This window comes from Candidatus Lernaella stagnicola (assembly GCA_030765525.1).
GTDB classification, from domain to species: Bacteria; Lernaellota; Lernaellaia; order Lernaellales; family Lernaellaceae; genus Lernaella; species Lernaella stagnicola.
In genome coordinates this window covers 105,599-127,051 of sequence record JAVCCK010000035.1, presented here as the reverse complement: position 1 = coordinate 127,051, position 21,453 = coordinate 105,599, and the positions used below count along the sequence as shown (strand labels likewise).

The 21,453-nt window shown below is 61.7% G+C and carries 16 protein-coding genes; 1 reads left to right on the top strand and 15 read right to left on the bottom strand.

From position 1 onward, the window contains the following. The first annotated feature begins 2 nt into the window (after nucleotides 1–2). Nucleotides 3–4,079, top strand: a complete 4,077-nt coding sequence (locus tag P9L99_16765; GenBank protein MDP8225014.1) for an Ig-like domain-containing protein — start codon at nucleotides 3–5, stop codon at nucleotides 4,077–4,079. 12 nt (nucleotides 4,080–4,091) lie between these two features. Here the strand turns inward: P9L99_16765 and P9L99_16760 are convergent, their stop codons facing one another. The 15 genes from P9L99_16760 to P9L99_16690 form a co-directional block, all read right to left on the bottom strand. After that, nucleotides 4,092–5,816 (bottom strand): YgiQ family radical SAM protein, encoded by a 1,725-nt coding sequence (locus P9L99_16760; protein ID MDP8225013.1) that lies wholly within the window; start codon nucleotides 5,814–5,816, stop codon nucleotides 4,092–4,094. Between the two features lie 149 nt (nucleotides 5,817–5,965). Then, nucleotides 5,966–8,686, bottom strand: a complete 2,721-nt coding sequence (locus P9L99_16755) for an Ig-like domain-containing protein (GenBank protein MDP8225012.1) — start codon at nucleotides 8,684–8,686, stop codon at nucleotides 5,966–5,968. Nucleotides 8,687–8,703: 17 nt separating this feature from the next. Next, nucleotides 8,704–9,198: a hypothetical protein gene (locus P9L99_16750; GenBank protein ID MDP8225011.1), complete on the bottom strand. Its 495-nt coding sequence runs from the start codon at nucleotides 9,196–9,198 to the stop codon at nucleotides 8,704–8,706. Nucleotides 9,199–9,240: 42 nt separating this feature from the next. Continuing rightward, nucleotides 9,241–9,972 (bottom strand): hypothetical protein, encoded by a 732-nt coding sequence (locus P9L99_16745; GenBank protein MDP8225010.1) that lies wholly within the window; start codon nucleotides 9,970–9,972, stop codon nucleotides 9,241–9,243. A gap of 201 nt (nucleotides 9,973–10,173) precedes the next feature. Beyond that, on the bottom strand, nucleotides 10,174–10,920 hold the full coding sequence (locus tag P9L99_16740) for an AAA family ATPase (GenBank protein ID MDP8225009.1): 747 nt from the start codon (nucleotides 10,918–10,920) through the stop codon (nucleotides 10,174–10,176). After that, the gene (locus P9L99_16735; protein MDP8225008.1) at nucleotides 10,913–11,635 is read right to left on the bottom strand and encodes a hypothetical protein; all 723 of its coding nucleotides are present in this window, start codon (nucleotides 11,633–11,635) and stop codon (nucleotides 10,913–10,915) included. Before P9L99_16735 ends, P9L99_16740 begins: the two co-directional genes overlap by 8 nt. A gap of 1 nt (nucleotide 11,636) precedes the next feature. Then, on the bottom strand, nucleotides 11,637–12,407 hold the full coding sequence (locus P9L99_16730) for an acyl-CoA dehydratase activase (GenBank protein MDP8225007.1): 771 nt from the start codon (nucleotides 12,405–12,407) through the stop codon (nucleotides 11,637–11,639). Then, nucleotides 12,404–13,195: an acyl-CoA dehydratase activase gene (locus P9L99_16725; protein MDP8225006.1), complete on the bottom strand. Its 792-nt coding sequence runs from the start codon at nucleotides 13,193–13,195 to the stop codon at nucleotides 12,404–12,406. The genes P9L99_16730 and P9L99_16725 overlap by 4 nt, the downstream gene beginning before the upstream one ends. A gap of 4 nt (nucleotides 13,196–13,199) precedes the next feature. Continuing rightward, nucleotides 13,200–14,633, bottom strand: coding sequence for a 2-hydroxyacyl-CoA dehydratase family protein (locus tag P9L99_16720; GenBank protein ID MDP8225005.1), 1,434 nt, complete (start codon nucleotides 14,631–14,633; stop codon nucleotides 13,200–13,202). Further along, nucleotides 14,630–15,754 carry a 2-hydroxyacyl-CoA dehydratase family protein gene (locus P9L99_16715; GenBank protein MDP8225004.1) on the bottom strand — a complete coding sequence of 375 codons (1,125 nt, stop codon included), beginning with the start codon at nucleotides 15,752–15,754 and terminating at the stop codon, nucleotides 14,630–14,632. The genes P9L99_16720 and P9L99_16715 overlap by 4 nt, the downstream gene beginning before the upstream one ends. Beyond that, on the bottom strand, nucleotides 15,751–17,469 hold the full coding sequence (locus P9L99_16710) for a hypothetical protein (GenBank protein ID MDP8225003.1): 1,719 nt from the start codon (nucleotides 17,467–17,469) through the stop codon (nucleotides 15,751–15,753). Before P9L99_16710 ends, P9L99_16715 begins: the two co-directional genes overlap by 4 nt. Continuing rightward, nucleotides 17,456–18,172 carry a hypothetical protein gene (locus P9L99_16705; GenBank protein ID MDP8225002.1) on the bottom strand — a complete coding sequence of 239 codons (717 nt, stop codon included), beginning with the start codon at nucleotides 18,170–18,172 and terminating at the stop codon, nucleotides 17,456–17,458. The genes P9L99_16710 and P9L99_16705 overlap by 14 nt, the downstream gene beginning before the upstream one ends. Then, nucleotides 18,169–19,434: an acyl-CoA dehydrogenase family protein gene (locus tag P9L99_16700; GenBank protein ID MDP8225001.1), complete on the bottom strand. Its 1,266-nt coding sequence runs from the start codon at nucleotides 19,432–19,434 to the stop codon at nucleotides 18,169–18,171. The genes P9L99_16705 and P9L99_16700 overlap by 4 nt, the downstream gene beginning before the upstream one ends. A 10-nt stretch (nucleotides 19,435–19,444) precedes the next feature. Beyond that, on the bottom strand, nucleotides 19,445–20,671 hold the full coding sequence (locus P9L99_16695) for an acyl-CoA dehydrogenase family protein (GenBank protein MDP8225000.1): 1,227 nt from the start codon (nucleotides 20,669–20,671) through the stop codon (nucleotides 19,445–19,447). Further along, nucleotides 20,668–21,387: a TetR/AcrR family transcriptional regulator gene (locus tag P9L99_16690; protein MDP8224999.1), complete on the bottom strand. Its 720-nt coding sequence runs from the start codon at nucleotides 21,385–21,387 to the stop codon at nucleotides 20,668–20,670. The genes P9L99_16695 and P9L99_16690 overlap by 4 nt, the downstream gene beginning before the upstream one ends. Between the last annotated feature and the right edge of the window lie 66 nt (nucleotides 21,388–21,453).

The window sequence follows — 21,453 nt, the reverse complement described above, 5'->3', positions numbered from 1 at the left end:
CTATGCCTAAAGCGTGTTTTGGTTTCACATTTTTGTTGGCTCTATTCCTCCTGTCGCTTCCGGTTGCGGCGTTTGATGTGCTGGAAATGACCCCGAACTTCGCAACGCGAGTGACGCGGACGACAACGGTGGTGACCGTTACCTTCGACGAAGCCGTCGACCCCGCGACCGTCGATGAAACCTCGTTTTCCATCGTCACGTTTCCGCTCGGCGACCCCGTGGCGGGGGGTATTTCCTTCACCGGCGAGGACACGGTCGTTTTTACGCCGTCCGCAAGTTGGACGTGGGGGCAACGCTACCAACTGGTTATCACCGAAGACGTATTAAGCCTGGTCGGTAAGCCGTTTTTGGGCAGCCTGCCTTTCGACGGCGTGTTCGTGGCGAACATTCCCAACGATTACTCGCCGCCTAATTTTGACCCCTATAACCCGCCGGCGTTTCGCGCCACGTACAACCAAGCCTCTCCCTTTCTCGGGTACAATCCCTTCGATCCGGAAGGGCCCGCCGAGCCGTGGCAGATTCCCGGCATGAATGTCACCGGCGCGTGGAAATACACGACTGGTAGCCCCGATATCCTCATTGCTCTGGTCGACACCGGCATCAGCCACTACCACGACAACGAATTTCGCCGGAACATTTTCATCAACGTTGGCGAACTGCCGCTGCCCAATATCGAAGGCGATCCTTGCGACGAATACGACTGCAACGAAGACGGGCGTTTCAACGTCGAGGATTATCGCTACGACGACCGCCTGGGTGCCCCGGGAAACCGCGATGCCTACCAATTGATCCAGACATTCTCCGACGGTTTCGACGACGACGCCAACGGGTTTGTCGACGATATCTCCGGGTGGGATTTCCTGCGCAACGTCAACGAAGCGTTGGACACTGCCGCCCTTCCCCTGGGCAACCACGGCCACTGGCAAGCGCGCGAAATCGTTTCGGAGGGCAATAACAGCGTGGGCGGTTATGTCGGCGCGTGCCCGAATTGCATGATTATTCCGCTTCGCGCGTCCACCGGCCTGTTTTACGATTTCGGCATGTTGGCGGCGTCCATACGCTACGCCAACGCGATGGGCGCTTCGGTGATCAGCCACGCGGGCGCGAACTTTACGTGGTCGCGCCAAGGCCAGCAAGAAGTGATCGACGCCTATGACGCAGGCACGGTAGCTGTCGGCGTTACGTGCGACGCCCTGAGCTTTCACCACTGGATGCCTTACGCGGGCGAAGATGCCATTGCCGTCAAATCGATGATCCCCCTTCCGCCGGCCCACTTCCCGGACGGATTCGAGGGCGAAGACTACGCCTTCACCGAATCCTGGTGCACCGGCTACGGTTCGCACACGATGCTCGCGGTCCCCTCCGGTTCCGAGTGCACGTCCGAAGCGGTGGCCAGCCTGTCCGGCTTGTTTGCGTTGCTGTTTAGCTACGCCCACGAGCAGGGCATCGATCTCGAGGCCGACGAAGCCAAGCAAATCCTCACCATGACGGCCTACGACATACAAGACCGGTGCTTCTCCTTCATTCAGCTTAGTCAACCGTGCCTGCCCGGGCCGGATGCCACCTACGGCTACGGCCGGCCTGATATGGAAGCCGCGATGCGCGCGGTCGGCGATGTCGACCGGGGCCTGCCGTCAAAGATTCCGCCCGTAGTTCGCATCACCGCCCCGGAATGGTGGACGACATTCGACCCGGCGGCGGACGACGCGATCGACGTGACCGGCCGGATCAGCGCGCGAACCTACCCGCTTACTTGGTCGGTGCAGATCGCGCCGGGACACCAGCCCGCCGAGGAAGAGTTCGTCACCGTCGACTACGGCGATGCGACCTCCTCGGTCGAAGGGCTCATCACGACGTTCCAAGTCGCCGAATACATCGATCCCGAATGGGCCGCGCGGCCCATCGACGGACTGTTCGCCTTCGACGCCACGTTGCGCGTCCAAGCGGCGTACGAAGCGCTTGACGGAGCGTTGGTCGTCGGCGAATCGCGCAAGACGATCAGCGTTCACACCGACGCCGACCCGGACAACGGCCTGGTTCCCGGGTTCCCGCTGTGGATCGGCGCTTCGGGTGAATCCTCGCCGCTGCTTTACGATCTGGACGGCGATCCCGACCGCCGCATGGAAATCATCTTCGGCACCGGCGCCGGCGAATTGGTGGTCCTCAAATTCGATGAGGGCCTCGGCACCTGGGCGAACCTGCCGGGCTTCCCCATGGATCTCTCCGGCGACGACCCGCTGTATCGAGCGGGCATTTTCGCTTCGGTCGCGGTGGGCGATCTGTTCAGCGACTCGACGCCGGAGATCGTCGCGGCCACCTTGGGCGGCAAGGTCTACGCGATCGATCCAAACAACGGCGGCACGTTTTTGCCGGGCTTTCCGGTAAGCGCCAATCCGGTCGACCCGTCGTCGGTTCTCGGATACGGACAAGGCAACGGATTCATGTCTTCGCCGGTACTTGCAGACTTGGACCTGGACGGCGTGCTTGAAATCATCGCCGGTTCCCTCGATCAAAAAATGTATGCGTGGAAACCGGCCCCGTCGCCGGGGAGCGCAACGCCGCTGCCGGGTTGGCCGGTGTTTTGCCGGTCGGACCAAGGCTTGGTGCCTCGCGACAAAGTGTGCAACGGTTCCGACATCCCCTTTGCCATTTTCGGCACGCCCGCGGTGGGCATACTCGACCCGCGGCATCCGGACCCGCAGATCAGCCAGCGCCTTTCCGTGCTCGTACCCACCAGCGAGGAATGCCCGGGCGGTGATCGTGACTCCGGTCGCCTCTACGCCATTTACCACGACGGCATGAACCACCCCGGCGGCCCGTTCCTGCCGAACTGGCCCGCCACGCCTCTGCAGGGTTCGAGCGTGTTGCCGTTTTTCAACATCATCGGCGGAATTTCCGGCTCGCCGGCCGTTTGGACCGCGGGCGAAAAGACGACGATTGCCGTCGGCGCGATGGTGTGGGTGCCGCAAATTCTGCGCTACAGCGTGGATGGCTTTGAAATCGAACACTTGGAGGGGTCTCTGTCCATCAACGCCGCCGGTTCGCCGTGCTTGTCGGCCCTCGATCCGACCGAAGACCCCATTTACCTGCAGCCCGCCATCGGGCTCCTGCAATTGACTCCGGGCGGACTGAAAGCCATCAAATCCGTGGTCAACGGCTTCAAGCTCGACCCACCGTACCGGAAGGTCGTCAGGGCGAAATACGGCGACCTGCCGCTGCTGATCCAGCCGGTCACCGGCGATTTGGACGGCGACGGCATGCGCGAAATAATCGGCGGTACCGGCGACTACCTGGTGCACGCGCATCGCAAGAACGGCCGCGAAATTGCCGGGTGGCCAAAATACACGCAAAAATGGACACTTGCCTCGCCTGCGGTGGGCGACATCGATGCCGACGGCATGGTGGAAGTCGTCTCTCACACCCGCGAGGGATATCTCTACGCCTGGGAAAGCCTCGGCGAAACATGCCCGGATGGCGAGCCGAATTCCGACTGGCCGCGCTTCCATCACGACGAACGCAACACCGGGTACCACGGCGCCGACACCCTGCCACCGGCCCGCGTGACCGATTTGACCGCCGCGGAAACGCCGAATGGCTCCTTATTACTTGAGTTTACGGCACCCGGCGACGATTGGTGGTGCGGGCGCGCGTCGAATTACACGGTGCGGCTGGACGCCGACGGTTCCATCGATTTGTCCGACTGGAATTCCTTTCAAGCCGCTCCCGGAGTGGCGCTTACCCCCGGCCCTGAATACGGCGGCGACTCGGCGACCTTTGAGATCTCGACCGTCACCGCCCAGCGCATCGCCTTGATTGCCGTGGACAACGAGGGCCATCGTTCGCGCATCAGCAACGTGGCCGAGGTCGCACCCTACGTGCCCGGTGACGATGACGACGACGACGATGACGACGACGATAATAACGATGACAACGATGACGACGACGACGACGACGACACCGTTGGTGACGACGACGACGCCAATGACGATGATGACGACACCGACGACGACGCAGATAACGACCGTGCCGACGCCGATAACGGCGCAGACACTGCAAATGACACTGGTTGTGGGTGCTAAACGCGGGTTAGGTCAGCCTAGAATCAAGTCCTTTTGCGCCTGCTTCATCTTCGGATCGCGTTCCACGTAAACCGCTTCGAGCGTGGCTGGGTCGAGCCCCGTCGCGTACATCGTCGTGGCGGCGGTGCCCGGCGTCGGCGTGAAAATCTGGCACTGTTCGACGGTGAGTCCGTGCCGGCGCATGAACTGCTTGACGCGCTTCATATCCTCCAATGTGCAGCCCGGATGCGCGGCGATGAAATACGGCAGCACGTACTGCTCGCGGCCTGCCGCTTTCGAGAAACCGCGGTGCATGTCGAGAAACTTCACGAAGCTTTCGATGTCCGGTTTGCGCATGAAATCCAACACCCGCCCGACGACGTGTTCCGGCGCGACTTTCATCAATCCGCTGGTATGGTGGGCGGCCAACCGCTTCATCAGCGCCTCGGACAGCACGGCCAAATCGGTGCGGATACCGGTCGTCACGAATAGGTGCTTGACGCCCGGCACGGCCGAGGCCTTTCGCAGAAGTTCCAAGTAAGGCGTCGCATCAACCGACAAATGGCGGCACCGATTCGGCCACAGGCATGACGGACGGTTGCAGCCGCCCTCCTTCCCGCATGACATGCCGTACATGTTGGCGGTCGGCCCGCCCAGGTCCGAGATCGTGCCGCGAAAATCCGGATGGGCGACAACGCGTCGAACGTTGTCCAGGATCGACGCTTCCGAACGAAACGAAATCGCTTTGCCCTGATGCGCCCCGATCGCGCAGAAGGCGCAACCGCCGAAGCAGCCGCGGTGCGCGGTGATACCGAAACGAACCTGCTCCAACGCGGGCACCCGCTCGCCGCCGTACACCGGATGCACGTCCAGCGTGAAATCGAGCCCGTAGATGCGATCGAGTTCCGAACCGCTGAGCGGTGGCCAAGGCGGATTGGCGACCACGCGCATGCCGCCGGTCTCTTGCCACATCGCACGGTCGCAGTTTGTTTCCTGCAATTGATGGGCGTGGGCGTAACTTCGCGGGTTCTCCGCCACTTCTTCCGCGGGCGGCAAAGCAATGCCATCCGGCGGCGGATTACTATTTTTCGGGACCCGATACACGACGCCCGCGACCTCGTTTACCGCCGCCACTTGCCGACTGGGCTCCACTTTACGGCCGGCGCGACGCGCTTCGAGAAGCATCGGCTCCTCGGCCAACAAGTGATCGAGCCGCTTGGCGATTTCGACAATCGGCCCTTCCCCCATGCCGTGGACCAGCACGTCGGCGCCGCAGTCCATCAAAGCCGACCGCCGCACGGCGTCGCTCCAATAATCGTAATGCGCGAAGCGACGCAGGCCCGCCTCCAGGCCGCCCGCCACGAGGAACGCCGCTTTGCCGAAATTGCGCCGGATGAGGTTGCAGTACACGGTCAGCGCTCGATCGGGCCGCCCCCCGGCCATGCCGCCCGGTGCGTAGGGGTCGTCGGAACGGCGACGCTTGAGAGCGGTGTAATTGCCGACCATCGAATCAAGGCTGCCGGCCGTTACGCCAAAGAACAAACGCGGAATTCCCAGACGAGCAATATCCGCCGGGTCGTTGACGTCCGGTCGCGCGATCACACCCACGCGAAAGCCTGCCGCTTCGAGCACGCGGCCCAACAAGGCGGCGGGGAAAGACGGATGGTCCACGTGGGCGTCGCCGGTGACCAGAATGACATCCAGTTCGTTCCAGCCTCGGCTCTGCGCTTCGTCCAAAGTCGTGGGTAAGTGCGGCATGTTCCTCGTCATAGCTTCCGATTCGCCGCGTCGTGCGGCATAAACAGCGCATTTTAGCGCGTCGGGCGCCTCGTTGTCGCCTGTATGTCGCTGATAAAGAAAACGGCAACCCGCAGGGGTTGCCGCCAAAAGCTCAAGAAGCGCGGTCGTTAGAAGCCGCGCGTCGTCGGCACTGTAGAGCTAACCAAATCAACCGCGACCGGGATGTCCATGACACCGAGCACGGGAATGACCATGCCCGCCATGGTTTGGCCGCGAATGACGGTTATCATGCGCCCGTCCTGGCTGTAGCGCACGACGCTGGGAATCTGCAGGAACATGTCGTGCACGAGGAACGAGTTCAGCAGGCTGTTTTCGACATTGAACGACATAATGATGTCCGTGTCGCTGGCCAGCTTGCCGTCTTCACCACGAATGATATCGGTGGCGGAGCCCGGCTGCAATTGAATCAGCATACGGCCCATATCCAGCAATCCCGGCGGATCGGTTTTGCCACCGAGGCTGACCGAAATGCTGGTTGCGAATTGGTAGCCGTTCGGCGCCACGTTCACCGGCAGCCGCGCTTCATTTTGTTCCCCGTACACCAAGCCGTGTACGTTGATCGGGAAGAAGCCCAACACATAAGCGGGGTCTTTGATGAGCGGCGAGTCCATGATCATCGTATTGGTCTTGGTCGGCGTTTCCTCCGGGTCCAAGTACCCGTTGGCATTGGTGTCGGCGTAGGGATAGGTCATGAACACGGTTTGGCTGAAGGGCGAGTACGGCGTAACCACGAAATCGATTTCGATAGGCGGCCCGCCGGGCTCCCGGTCCATGTCGGTATCCAGCGCGACGCCGTCGAGGTTCGTAGCGCCCTCGGTAATCACCCAGCGATAATGATGGCCGACGATCAATTCGCTATCGGGCACGAAGTCGAAGAACACCGAATAACTAACGTGCGTGCCGGGAATCAACTCGCCGCCCTCGGTCATGTCGTAGAGACCGTACGCGTCTCCGTAGACCAGCGAATCGAGATCGATAATCTGCGAGAAGTAGAATTCCGGCAGAAAATTGCTCGCCATCGTACTGTTCGGCCGCAGTTCCGGCACGGCGGCCAGCACAACGGGCGGGTCCACCGGCGAAGACTGCAATGGCATCGTTGTGAACGAGTAGGTGCTCCCCGTCGCCAGTTTGTTGCCGACGATATCCTCGATTCCGGGCTCCACGATGATTTGATACGTCGTGTCCGGTTCCAGCGGATAGTCGGGGATGAGGAACATTTTGGGTTGGTAGAGATCGTACTTGACCGACACGCGCCCCTCCGGTCCGAGCACGTAGATGTTGTCGCGGACCGTGTCGGGATCCAGCGGCTCGGAGAAGTAAACGATGATTTTTTCGCCCGCCATGCGGGTATCCACGACATCTGAAATGTCGATGTCGTCGATCACCATATCCACGGGCGAAACGGCGGTAACAAACGGCGGCGTCGTGTCGAATTCCTGCTCCGGCAACGTCGGCGGCGGCACCATTTGCAGCGCCATCGCCACGGGCATGCGCTCGTTACCCAGGTTCAACTCCGAATAGCCGACCAATTCGATTTTCATCGCCTCGTATCCGGATTCCGGGTCGATGAGATCCACCGACGCCACGCCGACGAGCTTGGTACCGAGCAAGGGCTGCGGCAGCAGCGAGTTGGCCGTTGTGTTTTCCAAGGTCATCGCCGCGTCGAGAAAAAGCGTAATCGTCGCGGGCAGTCCCGCCTCGCCGTGCACGAATTCGGAACCCAGCATTTCACCCACGGCGTCGGTAAGAAGCGTGATTTGAATTTCCCCGGTCAAAATGCCCGAGGGGATGACGCCGCCGACCTTGTATTGCAGCGGCTTGCCGATCAGCTTCTGTCCCTTGCGCACGACGAAGGGGATGCGATCGGGCGACAGCTTCGCGTCGCCAAACTCATTCCACAGCCGGCCGCCGATCAGCATGTTCGTCACGCCGAGAAACACCGACTTGGTGTACATCGAATTCATGGGGTACGGGATGATCTGGCTCTTGGGGTACGCGCCGTCGTCCGGCAGCGCGTCGCAAAAGCCGAATCCCGGCACGGCCGTCGGACATTTGTCCATGGCCAGCAGCGTATGCTCACCGGTCGAGAGCGGCACGAACTGCGCGTGAAACGGGACCGCCAAATTGTCACCGTTGGCGTCGAACATTTCCTGCGTCACGGTGAGCTGGTAGGTCTCCCCGGCGGTCAAATCTTCGTCGGGATCGAACACGAGCTGCCCCGCGCGGGCAAACAGGTTGCCCGGTACAGGATCGCCGCTAGCAACGTGGATGAACAGAAACGACTTTCCGTACTCCACGGAATCGCGGTCTACCGGCTCGTTGAAAAAGACGCGAAACGTGTGGAAGTCCCAACACGGATCGTCCTCGCCGGGCACGGTCCGCACGACGTTGAGCCGCTCGGCCGCCTTCGGCCGCCGCAACCCGGTTTGAAATTGAATCGTCCGCTCTTCTTTCAACACGTCGCCCGCCCGGCTGCGAATTCCCGGTTTCAGGGTGATCGTGTAGTCCGTCCGTTCCGGCCAGTGCGACACCGACGTGATGATGATCGACGCCAAGTAGACCTCGACTTCGATCGCCGGACGGAATCCGTCTTCGTTGGCCAAAAACACGCGGTTGACGATGGAAGCCGGGTCGACTTCAGCGGACATGTAAACCACAAGCTGGCTGGTCAGCGGCAGGTTGAACTGCCCCTGATGCGGATTGCTCATGAGCATGCGGAAGCTAGAGTCAGCCGGTGCGGGTTCCAACGGTTCGCGTTCGTCCCCACACCCGACCACCAACGCGAGAAGCAACGCCGCGCCGAGGAAGAGTAGTAGCAATCGTTTCATGATGTCGCTCCTCTGCCCTAGAATTTCAGCGTCAGGGTGCCGACGACACCGTTAATGTTGCCGCTGCTTTCGAATTCGCGGTCATCGCCCGAATCCACGGTGCGCGGCACGAGGTAATGATGGAAGTAGGAAACGCCGATTGTCGGCGCGTGGTTAAACGCCGGCACGTAGGTCATGTCGTGTCCGACGCCGAGGCTGAAGGCGTGCTTTGCGTTATCCAACACGACGGTGTTTCCCATGCCGGGATCGTCAAAGGGCGTATCTTCCCAGAAATACCCGAAGCGCAACTGAAGGTTGTCCAACGGCGAGTACTCCAAACCCAAGCGCGGAATCACCAGGTCCTTCGTTCCGAATCCGCTTTCGTCTTTGACGACGTCGTCCTCGGAGACTTCATCCTCGTAATCGGCCCAATTGGCCCACGTGACGTCGAGCGCGATCATGAGTTGCTCGATCGGCATGAGGCTGACGCCGAGCGCCACTTGCTGCGGCACGTAGGTATCCTTGAAGGCCATCAAGAGGTTGAGGTCCGTCAGCGGCGATTCGCTGACCAGCGCCTAGGTGGCCGCGTCAATGCTGTCAAACTGCGCCAAGCCTTTGCCCCGATACGCCACGCCGATCGTGACGATCGGATGCACCGGCGCGTACAGGCTGATGATCGGCGCGATCACGGGCTCGGCGTTGACTTGGATTTGTTCTTCCTTGGTGTTACCCGCCATATCCGTCTCGGCAACCAACTGATTTTCGCCCTTGACCATCACAAAGCCGCCCGCCCCGATATAGAGTTGCGGAATGATCTCCACACCCAGACCGGTGGTCATCGTGACGCTGGTCAAGCCGTAGCGCATAAACTGGCCGTCGTCGCTGCGCTTTTCCTCAAAAGCCATGAACGACTTGAGATTGTCGTCGATGGCGATATCGAAGCCGAGGCCCAGACCGTGCTCGTTTTCAAACAGCGTCGAGAGGTTCATCGTGAAACCAATCAACGTCAGCTTGTTGGCCGTATCGAAATCGACGGCGTCTTCATTTCCACTGGGCCCGCCAGTCAATTTCGGCGCCGCGTACATATACCCGAGGTCGATTTGGTTGGTGGTCAGAGCACCCAATGCCGCTGGGTTGAAGAACGTCGCCGAATAGTCGTCACCCACGGCCGTCATGGCATTACCGAGCCCGACGGAGCGAGCCGATAGGCCGTAGGTCGTCGGGACGAAAATCAACCCGGCGTGTACGGCGGTCGCACCGCCAAACAAAGCCAGTGACACCAGCACGATTACCAATATGCGTTTCATGTGTATCTCCCCGGTTATGCCGCAATGACGCCAGCGCATCGCGTTCGCTTCCAAAATCCTTCGCGGACTCATTTATTCGATGACGGGAAAAGCCCCTTATGTTTACCGTGTCGGCGTCCGAGCCGCCGACTTCACAAGCCAAGCCCTAACACATTTTTAATTGAAAGTGCACCGCGCGTCCATAGCGCTCGCGGAAATACATCACAAATCCAAAGCGGAAATCAGCGAGGCTAACGACTTGGTCGCGAGGCAATTCGGCATGTCGAGGAAGGTGAGCATGTCGGCATCGTAGCGGCGAATCGTCTCGTCATCCGGGATAAAAGCGACGGCCGGGAGGTCGGTTTTAGCCGCCGTTTCTTGAAATTCGGCCGCCGATCGCAGTCGATTTATGACCAAATGCGCTCGCACGCCGTCGCTAATCGTGCCCGCCAACTCGAAAATGGACTCCGCCACGCGCAAGGACTTCATCGATGAATCCGAAACCAGCACGAGGTCGTCCAGGCGCCGCATCACTTGCCGGTTCACCTGTTCGATCCCCGCCTCGGCGTCGATCACGATGATATCGAAGGAGTCGGCCAGCAACTCGATCGCGTCGCGCAGCAAGCGGTTGACCGAACAAAAGCAGCCCGGATCTTCCGGCCGGCCGATGGCCAAAAACGCCAGATTGCCCTTTTCGGCGAGGGCTTCAGCCAGCAGGAAATCCAGAGACAGCGCCAATTCCGTGCGGTCGGCCCCACCTTCGCGGGCCGCGGTTATGGCGCGCCGGCGGAGGTCGTCGATGGTGCGTTTGGAAGCGAAGTTCAACGCCATGCTCAGGCCGCCGGCATGGTCGGCGTCGACCAACAATACTTTTTGAGACTTGCCGGCTAGGTGGCGGCCCAGCAGCGCGCTGATCGTGGTTTTCCCAACGCCCCCCTTGCCGCAAACGGCGATTACCCGCTCAGCCATGCGCTTCCCTTTTCAATCCGGCCGCCCGAATGCGTTTGAGTTCCGCGACGCTCCGGCACAGATCGGCGAACTCGCAGCCGTCACATTCCATGATGGGTTCGCTCGCCAGTTTTAGGATCGCCCCGCCGATGCGACCGGCCCGACGCGCCGGTGCCGCCAAGCATGACAGCGACGGCGGATCATCGCTCACGAACAAGACGTCCACGCCACGCACGCCCGGGACCGCGCTCAACTGCTGGATAAGCGCTGCGCCCCATGCATGAAAGCCGCATTCATCCAGATTCGCATCGCGATGCACGCGGCACCAAATCGTCTGCTGGCCCGGCAGGACCCGCACCATCAATCCGTCGAGTTCGAGGCGGTGAAACGCGTCGCGCAGGTTGGTGAACAGTTCGATAGTGGACGTAGCCGGCTCCACAAGCGCCAGGGGGATCAAAGCGAAACCGGCGCCGCTGGGCGGCAGGTCGCGTAGTTCGGGGCCGACCCGCCACACGCGGTTGTGTCCGATGGGCAGGCGCTCGCTCCACATCAGTGCAAACACCGACTCGGCGGAAGGTTTGCCCAACTCGAAGCGGGTGTCATCTTGAAGCACCAGCGTGCGCCGCGCCGGCCAGGGCCGCGCCGAATCGCTTGCCGACTCGTGCAGCGCGCCCCGTTCGCGCGCCTCTTCAACAAACGCGAGGACTTCTTGGATGGGATCGTCAAACAAGCTCATTTCAATCCGTCTCGGTGAGCAACGCCGCGCCGATCGCCGCCGCAAACACCGGATCGAAGCCGCAAGGTAATCGCTCGCCTTCCAGTTTCGCGGCAACGCGGTCGACGACGGTCGCGAATCGCGCCACGCCGCCGGTAAAAGTGAACGCGCCGCCGCCGCGAAAACGTCGCGCCTGTGCAGCCAGAATATTCGCCACGGACTGGCAAACACCGGCGAGTATGTCCGCCGTCGCCCGCCCGTCGTTGGCGTGCCCGATCACCTCGCTTTCGGCAAACACGCCGCACTGATTGCTGATGGCCAGCGGCTGCGTCGACGTGGCGCAAAGCGCATCGATTTCCTCCACCGGCACTTCCAACTTGCGGCTCATCATTTCGATAAAGCGCCCTGAGCCCGAGGCGCACTTGTCGTTACGCACGAAATCGGCGACGTCACCCTCGTCGTCCATCCGGATCGCGGCAATGCTTTGCCCGCCGGCGTGCAGGAAAAATCGCGCGCGCGGCGCGAAAAAGCCCACAGCGACACCGGCGCAAATCACTTCGTCTTCGGTAAACGCCGCCTGCTCGACCAGCCCCGCCCCGCTGCCGGTCGCCGCCACGTACGCGACATCGCCAGGGGCCACTTTCGCCGCAGCGATGGTTTGCTCGATGAATTCCGGCAACTGCGCGGCGATGTTACCCACGGTCGGAATGATCCGGCCCGCGCGAAGGGTATCGTCCTCCATCACGACGACTTTGGTCATCAAACTGCCGACATCAACGCCCACGGTAATCATCGTTCGCTCCACGCTCGGCGGGCCAGCATCGCCGCGCCGTATGCGCCGACCAGTTGGGGATCCAATTTCAGCGTCGTGACGCGCAAGCGGAGCCGCCGTTCAATCTCCGTGCGCACGCCGATGTTTTTGGCGACGCCGCCGGTCATCACTAAGGCCGGTTGCGGCTTGATGCGTTTGACCAGCGACGCAACACGTCCGGCCATGGCTTGGTTGATGCCAGCCGCGACATCCTCGCGCGCGACGCCGCGCTGCAGATAGTGAATCACCTCCGTCTCGACGAAGATGCTGCACCGGCTGCTCATCTCGGCGGGTCGCCGGGCCCGCATGCCCAGGGGGCCCAATTCCTCGAGCGGCACATCCAGCGCGCGGCTCATTAATTCCAGAAAGTGCCCGGTGCCGGCTGCGCACTTGTCGTTCATGACGAAATCCTCGAGTTCGCCGGCGGGACCGACGCGAATCGCCTTGGCGTCCTGACCACCGATGTCAACAACCGTTCGCACCTCGGGCACGAGGCAGTGCGCGCCGAATGCGTGGCAGGATATTTCGCTGATGTTATCGCCGGCCATCCCGGCGGCCTGCACTTGTTCGCGTCCGTATCCCGTGCTGACAGCAAAATCGACCTGTTCGAGTCGCACGCCGTTCTGCTGAAACAAGGTTTCACAAACCTCGCGGGCGGAAGCCACCGGATGCGGTCGCACGCCGATTCGGGAGTGCCCGATCAGGCGGTCGTCGCACACCAATACGGCCTCGGCGGTCAGCGAGCCCACGTCGATGCCAACGAAATACAAGCTGCTACTCCTTACCCGGCGCAGGCGGCGAATCGGCCGGCCGCGGCAGGCGCCGTTTGGTTTTCCGCGCCCGTTGGTCTTTGGGCACGACCACGTTTTCGATGAACTCGGTCAACTCTTGTTGAATCACGGTGATGGGTGTGGTGGTTTTCATCCAGGAGTCGCCGTGCAGGATCAACGTGGGGATGCCGGCGCGGCGCATTAGCTCTTCACGCAGGATGGACACGACGCTCCAGGTCTGCTTGCAGGCATCGTGACCGCAGTAGACGACGCAATCCGCCCGCATTTCGCGCGCGGCGTAAATCATGTCCTCGATCCACGCGCGCGACATCGACGGCGCGCCCATCTGGCGGTTCATGGGGTAGTTCCAACAGGCTTCGATCAGCCCCCGGATCATCGTTTCGCGTGAGGTTAAATCGATGGGTTGCGGCATGCTGAGGTCGAGCGCATCCATCAGGTGGACGTACTGCTTTTCCTCCATCCACGTGTACAGGCCCGTTAGGTCGAAGTAGTAACTGGTATAGGCCCACAACACGCGCGCTTTTTGCGGCCGCAAGGTATCTTCCTTCAAACGCCGCCGCGTCGTTTCGACCAGGCACTCCATCATTTTCACGCCCGTGTCGGTGCCCCACATGCTGAAGCGCGTGCCGGCCAGCATCAGCGAATACAAATTGGGAACGGGGCACGGATTCGGTTTGTGCAACTCCCAGAGTTCCCAGTACAGCTCGGCGCAGCGATTGGCGCGCGATAGGACGTACCGCAGTTTCTCTTCGGTCAACTCTTCACCGAGAAACTCCTCGAGTTGCCGAATCAAGCCGCCAAAGTAGATTTCGTACTGCCGGTGCCCGGCCTCGGACTCGTCAACCGGTTTTTCGATAATAAATTGCGGGATGCCCAAGTAATGCGAGGCGAATTCGTGAATTTTTGAGTTCGCGTCGCACGCGCCGGGCGCGGCCGAGACAATCGCCTGCGCCATCAGATCCTCGCCCGCCAACATCGAGCCCAGTTCGATACTATTGGACGAGCAAATGTGATCGGGCAGGCCAAGCGCCATCATCACTTCCCAATACCGCTCGCCGCCGCCCTGCAAGCCCGCCGCCGCCAAGGTCGTGAGCACTTCGGTAGTGATGGGGTACGCGTTGTCGAAAGCGGTGATCAACTCGGGCGGAAAATTGAACGGCACGAGAACCACTTTCTTACCCTCGGCGGCAGCACCCTGGGCATTGCTCAACCACTCCGAGAGCATGTCGAGAAAGGTGAGGCCGGCCAGCCGCACGTGGGGTTGAAAGAATGCCGCGAGCGAGTGACGCGCCTCAGGCGGTAACAACTCGAGCAAGCCCGCCGTCGACTCCTCGCTGATGTTTTTGGGCATCCGCGGGATCAGGCTCAGCAATCCGCTAATGCGGTCGATCAGTCCGGTTTGTTTGGTCAAGGTCATGGCCGCTCCCCAATCCGCTCCAGAAAGGCCTGAACGCGAGTGCGCATACGCCCGAGGTCCGCCAGTCCGCCGTACTCTTTTTCGAGACACAACACCGGCATTTCCTTTTCCCGCAAACGCAACCTCAGCAACGCGTTGTCGATGCCATGCACGTCGCAGAATTTGTTGTGCACCAGGATGACGCCGTCGACTCGCGCCCGTTCGGCGGCGGTCAAGAGATACGTGAGTCGGTCCGGAAATTGGTCGTACATACGCGGGCACATGGATTGTCGCAGGTAGAGTTCGGCCAGCGCGCGGTAGGGCTCGTCGTCGACAACATCCCGCCGCGGCCAAAACGCCCGCGTGCCGAAGCAAAGCGTGTCGGTCACGACCGCGCCGCCCATTTCTTCGATCATCCCGACGAATTCCACCTCGTCCGTCGCCGAGCCGCCAAGCAAAATGCGCGCTTTGAACGAGCCGATGTCATGACCGGTCCGCTGCTTCAACACGTCGTCAAGAAGTTCCTCGAATTCCTTCGCTGGCACGGCCGATCCGGCCAGGATGAGCGCCAAGGTTTCGGTGCCGGTGATCGCCGGTCGCTCCGCTTCCCGCAACCCGTAAACGAGGGCGAGCTTTTCGCGGATGCGGGCTTGGATCGCAGTCGCCGCGGCCAGGTCGGCGTCCGTCGTTTTAACACCGAAATAATCGTCCAAGGCTTCGGCGAAAAGGCGCAGTTCATTCGCAAAGTAATCCACGGATTCCGGCGCGAGAAAATGCGGCCCCTTCAGGTAGTGAAAGAAATCGACGGGCCGCGCGTACTGCCAGTTCTCGAACATGCCGCGAAGCTGGTCGCAGCCGTTGGTCTCGATCAGTCCATCCAGAAAATCGAAGGTGCCGTCGAGGCCGAGTTGCAGGCAGGAACGGCAGAAACTGCAATTGAACCGCGACAGGCGGGCGTCGGCCATTTCCGTTTCCGCGTTGCCCGCGCCGCGAATACGAAACGGCAGCAACCCGGCAGCCTCGATGATTTCCACGGGCGTGAAAACGCACGTGTAGCCGACGACCTTGCCGCCCGCCGCTTTCCATTGTGCGGCGCGATCGAGGTCGAGACCGCGCACTCGTTCGAACAATTCCTGCATCATTTATTTTCACCTCGTTCGGCCTTCCGCGTCCGTCGAAACGGCCGCAGCGCCCACGCCACGGCGCCGTGCCACACGGCACCCAGCACCGGTTTCACGATTGCGGCAAAGCGCTCTCCGCTGCCGAAAAGCGCCCGCATGAAACCGCCGACCGCGTGACGCCACGCACGCGCCAACTCCCGCGTGTCCACGGCGTCGAAAAAGCGCCGCAGCCAGTCGCGCCAGCCCTGCGGATTCTCGTCCATGGCGCGGTTGAAGCGCACCAGCCACTCGTTGACCCGGGCGCCCAGCCTCTCCGGTTGTGTTTCAAGACGCACGTCGGAATCCGCCTGCGCCGCCACCCAAAAACGGCGAGCCGCTCCCTGGAACGCGCGGCCCGCTTGCTCCTTGTCCACGCCCGCGAGGAATTCCCGCGTCGCCTTCGACGGTGATTCGCCTAGGCGTTCGGCCACCGCCGCGAGCGCGTTGACCAGTCGTGCCGCTTCCGCTCCATCGACGCGCTCTTCGCACGTCGTCATGAAGCGGTCGAAGTCTTCCGGCGGCAACGTGCCAATCGCCGCAACGCCGTAGCATGTTGTCTTGATCGCAGCGTTCACGATGGCCGCTGCCGCCTCCGCGCTCGCCGACACAGCTTCGGACCCATGCAACGCGCGCTCGGTCACTACTTCAGCAATGAGTGAGAGATCTTCGCTGAGCGCGGTTACTGCCGCCGCCATGTCCTCCGCGGCGCATTCCGCCGCGACGCCGTCTACGATATCGCGACAGACCGAGCGCAGATGCGGCTCGCCGCCGCCGAGCACGCTGCTACCGGCGTGCAGTTGGTTCAACCGTCCGGCCGTGGCTGAAATCAGACCGCCGAGTTCCGCTTGATCCACCTGCAGCAAGAGGTTGAAGACCGAACTGGCAAGCACTTCGTCCGGCAAGTCGATTCGCTCGACCACGAATCGCAACGTGCGGAGAGCGGCGTTGACGACGACCGGTGCAAGGCCGAAGACGTTAGCCAGCACGACCGGATCGTCGATGGCCGGGCCGAGCGCCTGGCGGGCCAAGGCGTCAGTCATTTCGCCCAGACCGGCGACGCCCTCGCGCAACAGGCCGAAGTCGATGGCCGCCACCGCCGCTTCCAGACCCGGCCCGCACGCTTCGGCAAATGCGGCGTCTTCCGACCCGAGAGCTTGCAGCCCCGCCGTCAGCCGGTTGATCGCTTCGCCCGCGGCAAGCCCTTCGCTTTCGGTCAAACCGTTTTCGCGCCAGTGGCCGATCAGCAGCGCGGCCGTCATGCCCGTAAGCGACATCATTGCCTGGACCATACCGGCGCGAATTTCCGGATGTTCCCGCAGCAAGCGCTCCACAATCGGCGCCCACGCCTCATGGATCTCGGCGACGCGAGCGGTTTCCAATTCAGCGGCGAGGTTATTCAAGAAAGCCGCAGTAAGATCGGGCGGAAGTTGCTGGAGTTGCCGCCCCAATTCGGCGATGGAAGCAAGAAGATGGTTCACAGCGCGCGGCGCACTTGCTGCGGCACTGAGCGAAAGGTTCGGGTCCTCCCACATCAAGGTTTTGACCAGATCGCCGTTCGCCGGGGCGTCGGAATCGCGCATCACAAGTTTGGCGATTTCACGAAACGCCGGCGTGCGTAATAGTTCACGCATCACGCGCGAGGACAGGTCGGTCGTTTCGGCGGTCGGCTCGGTTCCGCGCGCGTCAACCGGTTCCATCGTCGGTCTCCTTTTGCGTCGCGTCGGTTTGCGTCGCCGCAAGAGCGTCTCGGATCGCCGCCACGAGCGGCGCTGCAACCTCGCCGGCGAATTTCGGATGCGTTTCCGGCAGGCGGCGAATCGCCGTCGCCACACGGTCCACGTGTTCCTTCACCGCCACGGGGTCCTTCTCGGCTGTTGCGTCGAGATGGGCCACCAGCCGTTCAACCAACGTCGCGGCCCCGGCGAGCAAGCTTGGCGTGAGGTCGCCATCGGCGGCGGCGGCTTTCGCAAAACCGTTTTTGAAACGTTCGGCGAAGGACGCGGTCGCCTGCGATACGTCGGTGTTCGCGGCGGCTTTTTTCCAGAGGGAAAGCCAAGACCCGAGCGCGGCGCCGAGTTGTTCGGCATTCACTTCCTCGCCGATATTTGCGACCAAGCTCGCTCTAAGTTGGGGCGGATACTGACCGATCAGCACCGCCAGTTCGTGACACATACCGATCAAGGCGTTGGCAAGCGCGGGCGTCGCCGTCAGCCCGGCCAGAAAGAGTTCTGGGTCTTCGCGGCAAACTGTGCGCACGAACGCCGGCGCGTTCTCCGGATCGAATTCGCGCAAAATAATTCGCATCGCCTCGCGGTATTTCGGCGTCCGCAGAAGTTCGCGCAGCACCCTGGCGGTGGCGTCGATGACGCCGGGCCGCGGCTCTTTAGTCTGATCGTTCATAACGTCTCGCATTCGTAAAACCACCGTGCCGTTTCCATCTGGCACAATTGCTTGCCGCCCATCCACAGTTGAATGATTTTGAAATCGCGCCAGTGTTTTTCGATGTCATGCGCCCGCTCGCAGCCGAAATGCGACATCAGATTCATCGCCGATTCGATTTGCGCCAGCGCGCGATCGCAGGCGTCGTATTTGTACGCCCTACCCTTCGTCACAACTTCCTCCGACCAGCGGGGACCGTAGAGGTCGGGCCGGTCGAGCATGCGGGCGTACTGGTAGCCGACGATGCGAATGATCTCCGTGTTCGCGGCGAGATCGGCGAGTACGCCCGCTACGTCGTCGTTTTCCTTGAGCGCCTTGCCGCGGAAGAAGTGCGTTTCACAGAAGTCGCGGATGATTTCGTACACGTTGAGCATGACGCCGCCGGCGAACGCCAAGCTGCCGAGGTTGCCCAGCGACACGACTTCTTTGAAGTACGTGAAGTCATCGCCGGGACCGCACGCGCGATACCACTTCGGTACGCGCACGTTTTCAAACCAGATGTCACTGTTTTTATCCGCCGCCATGCCCGCCTTTTGATACGGCTTGCTCTGCGACACGCCGGGCATATTCGCGGGCACAAAAATGAAGGCGAAATCCGCAGGGTCGGTCGAACCGGGATTCGTCGTGCAAACCACGCCGAACAAATCCGCCACGCCGCCGCTGTTGGTGGGCCACAACTTATGGCCGTTGATCACCCATTCGTCCCCGTCGAGGCGGGCCGTGGCTTGGATCGTCTTGCCGCGCAACAGGTCCATGTTTTCGATGTCGGCCCCGCCCTGCGGCTCGGTCATCGCGTTGGCGGCGAAGACCGCTTTGTCGGCTTGAAACAGCGGCGCGAACTCGGCGCAGAGCCGGCGGTTGACGTGCGGCTCGACGCAGATCATCGCCAGCGGCCAGAACACGACACCGAAGGCCACGGCCATGGCGGAGTCGGCGCGCGCGACTTCCTCGAAGATGCGAAACGCGCCGGTGCCCAGGTAATCGGAGTGCCCCATGCCCATGCCGCCGAATTCCTCGGGGAACAGCATGCGCTGCAGGCCGTAGTCGGCCATGAGCGCCTTGAAAGCGGGCTCAATGAGGGTGTGGTCCTCCCAATCCTCGTCGAAGCGCCGCCGGTGGGGAATGACATGTTTGTCGGCCCAGTCGCGCACGATTTTTCCCAGATGCTTGTCGAGCGGCGAGATGTAGTCGAGGGGGCGGGTGAAGTCGTCGATGGTTCGCATAACGCGTTCCTCACAAAGTCTGTAAATCGAAATAGTGACGCGCCATGTCCGCGCGCGCCGCGGCCCAAGGCCCGAGTCGGCTTTCCACGGTTTTGACGTCGCGCCAATAACGCTCGAGTTCCCACTCCGTCGCGTAACCGGCGGAGGCCATCAGTTCCATCGTGCGGTCCAGCACGTTCATGCTCTCCCGGCACACCCGTTGCGCGATGGCGGTGGCGGAAGCGAAAAGACCGGAGGCGTTCCCGGCGGCGTTGGCGTACTCATCGGCGATCAAGCGCGCCAGATCGAACACCAGCAGGCGGTTCGTGCCGATGGCACCGCCGATCTCCCCCAGGGACGATGCGACCAGCGGGTTCTCTTTGAAGATTTGGCCTTTACCTTTAATGACGCGGCTCTCGCCCCATTCTTTGAGGATCTCCCAACCCGCCAGCGTCGCGCCCACGCACGCCGCCGCGCTGCCCAGGCAGAGCCACGATTGAAACCGCCGCCAGTGCATCAGCCCACGGAATGCGCATGCGTCGTCGCCCGCGACCACATCGTTGAAATCAACCAAGGCGTCGCGACTAATCGCCAGGCCGGTGGTTTTGTACTCGTCGCCGACCGTGATGCCGGCGGCGTCGGCGGGCACCAGGAACAGAGCGGGCTCCCCTTCGACCGCCGCGCATACGGCAAAGAGCGTTGCGTCCCGCGCCATGGCCTGAGCGCGAATGTCGCTGCCGGATAAGGTCCAACCACTGCCGTTGCGGGTGGCGATAATGGGGTACGCCAAGCCGTGAAGGGTTTCGGCCGCGGCGTGGGTCGTCAGTCCCGGAAGGGCCACGCTCACAAAGCAACTTTGCCCGCCGCCGAACGCTTCGCGCCACGGTTCCGATGAGGCCGCGTCATCCTCCCGCCCCACAAACAACATCGCTTGCACGGCCAAAGCATGGGCCAGCACGAAGGCGATGCCCACGTCACCGCGCGCGGCTTGCTCCACAACCGCCGCCGTCGCCACGGCCACCTCGGGCTCGTTGCGACCGCTGCCGCCGCTTTCTTCCGGCCACATCATCGTTTGCAGGCCAATGTCCACAGCCAGACTGCGGTACGCCGGCAGCAACAACGTCTCGCGGTTCTCGCGATGCTCCAGTCGCTTGGGGATGACATCTTGCTCGGCCCAGCGGGTTACGGTCTCCGCGGTCATTTCGTCGATGTCCGAAAGCCGCCTTCCGACGAGTGGAAAAACTTCCGCCAACTTCATGCGCGTCCCGCCTTCTTGCGCCCGCCTCGCTTGGCGCGCGTGGGTTTGTCCGCTTGTTCCGTTTTCTGATTGCCCGTCGCTCGAAAGTAATCGTCGGTTTCCCTTAGGCCCGCGTAGAGAATCCATATCGCTTTCGAAATCAGTTCCTCGCGCGTGCTTCGTCCGAACACCGCCTGGCTGCCGGCGAGTGACAGCAACAGAATGCCCGTCGCCATACCCCAAAACATCACGGCCGTTTCCCAGCGGTCGATGCGCGGCATGCGCCCCTCGGTGACCGCGACATCGACGACCGTGGCCACGACGTTCAAGCAAGCGTGCTCGTGATCTTCGAGGCGCCGCCGCAACTCCTCGGACACGTTCGCGACCATGTCGGGCGAACATTCGCGGAATATCATGCGGAAATACTCAGGATTTTGGTGCGCGAAATCCATGTAGATTTCCATGATCGCGGCAATGGACGGCTCGACACCCAGGTCGGCGACGGCGACGGTTTCCAGATTTCGGCGGAGTTTTACGAGGCCTTCTTCGGCAACCGAAATAAACAAGTCATCCTTGTTCTTGAAGTAAAGATAAACCGTCCGTTTGCTGAATCCCGCCGCTCGGGCCGCTTGCTCGATAGTCGTACCGGCGTAACCCCGGCTGAAGAACAACCGACGCGCCGCCCTGATCAGATCGGGACGTCTCCCGCCTCTTTTCGTATTGCTTTTTGATGACATGATTGCCCTAGGTGAAAGTAACTGTTGGTTACTTTAGACATCATTGAGACTCTTCGTCAAGTGGAA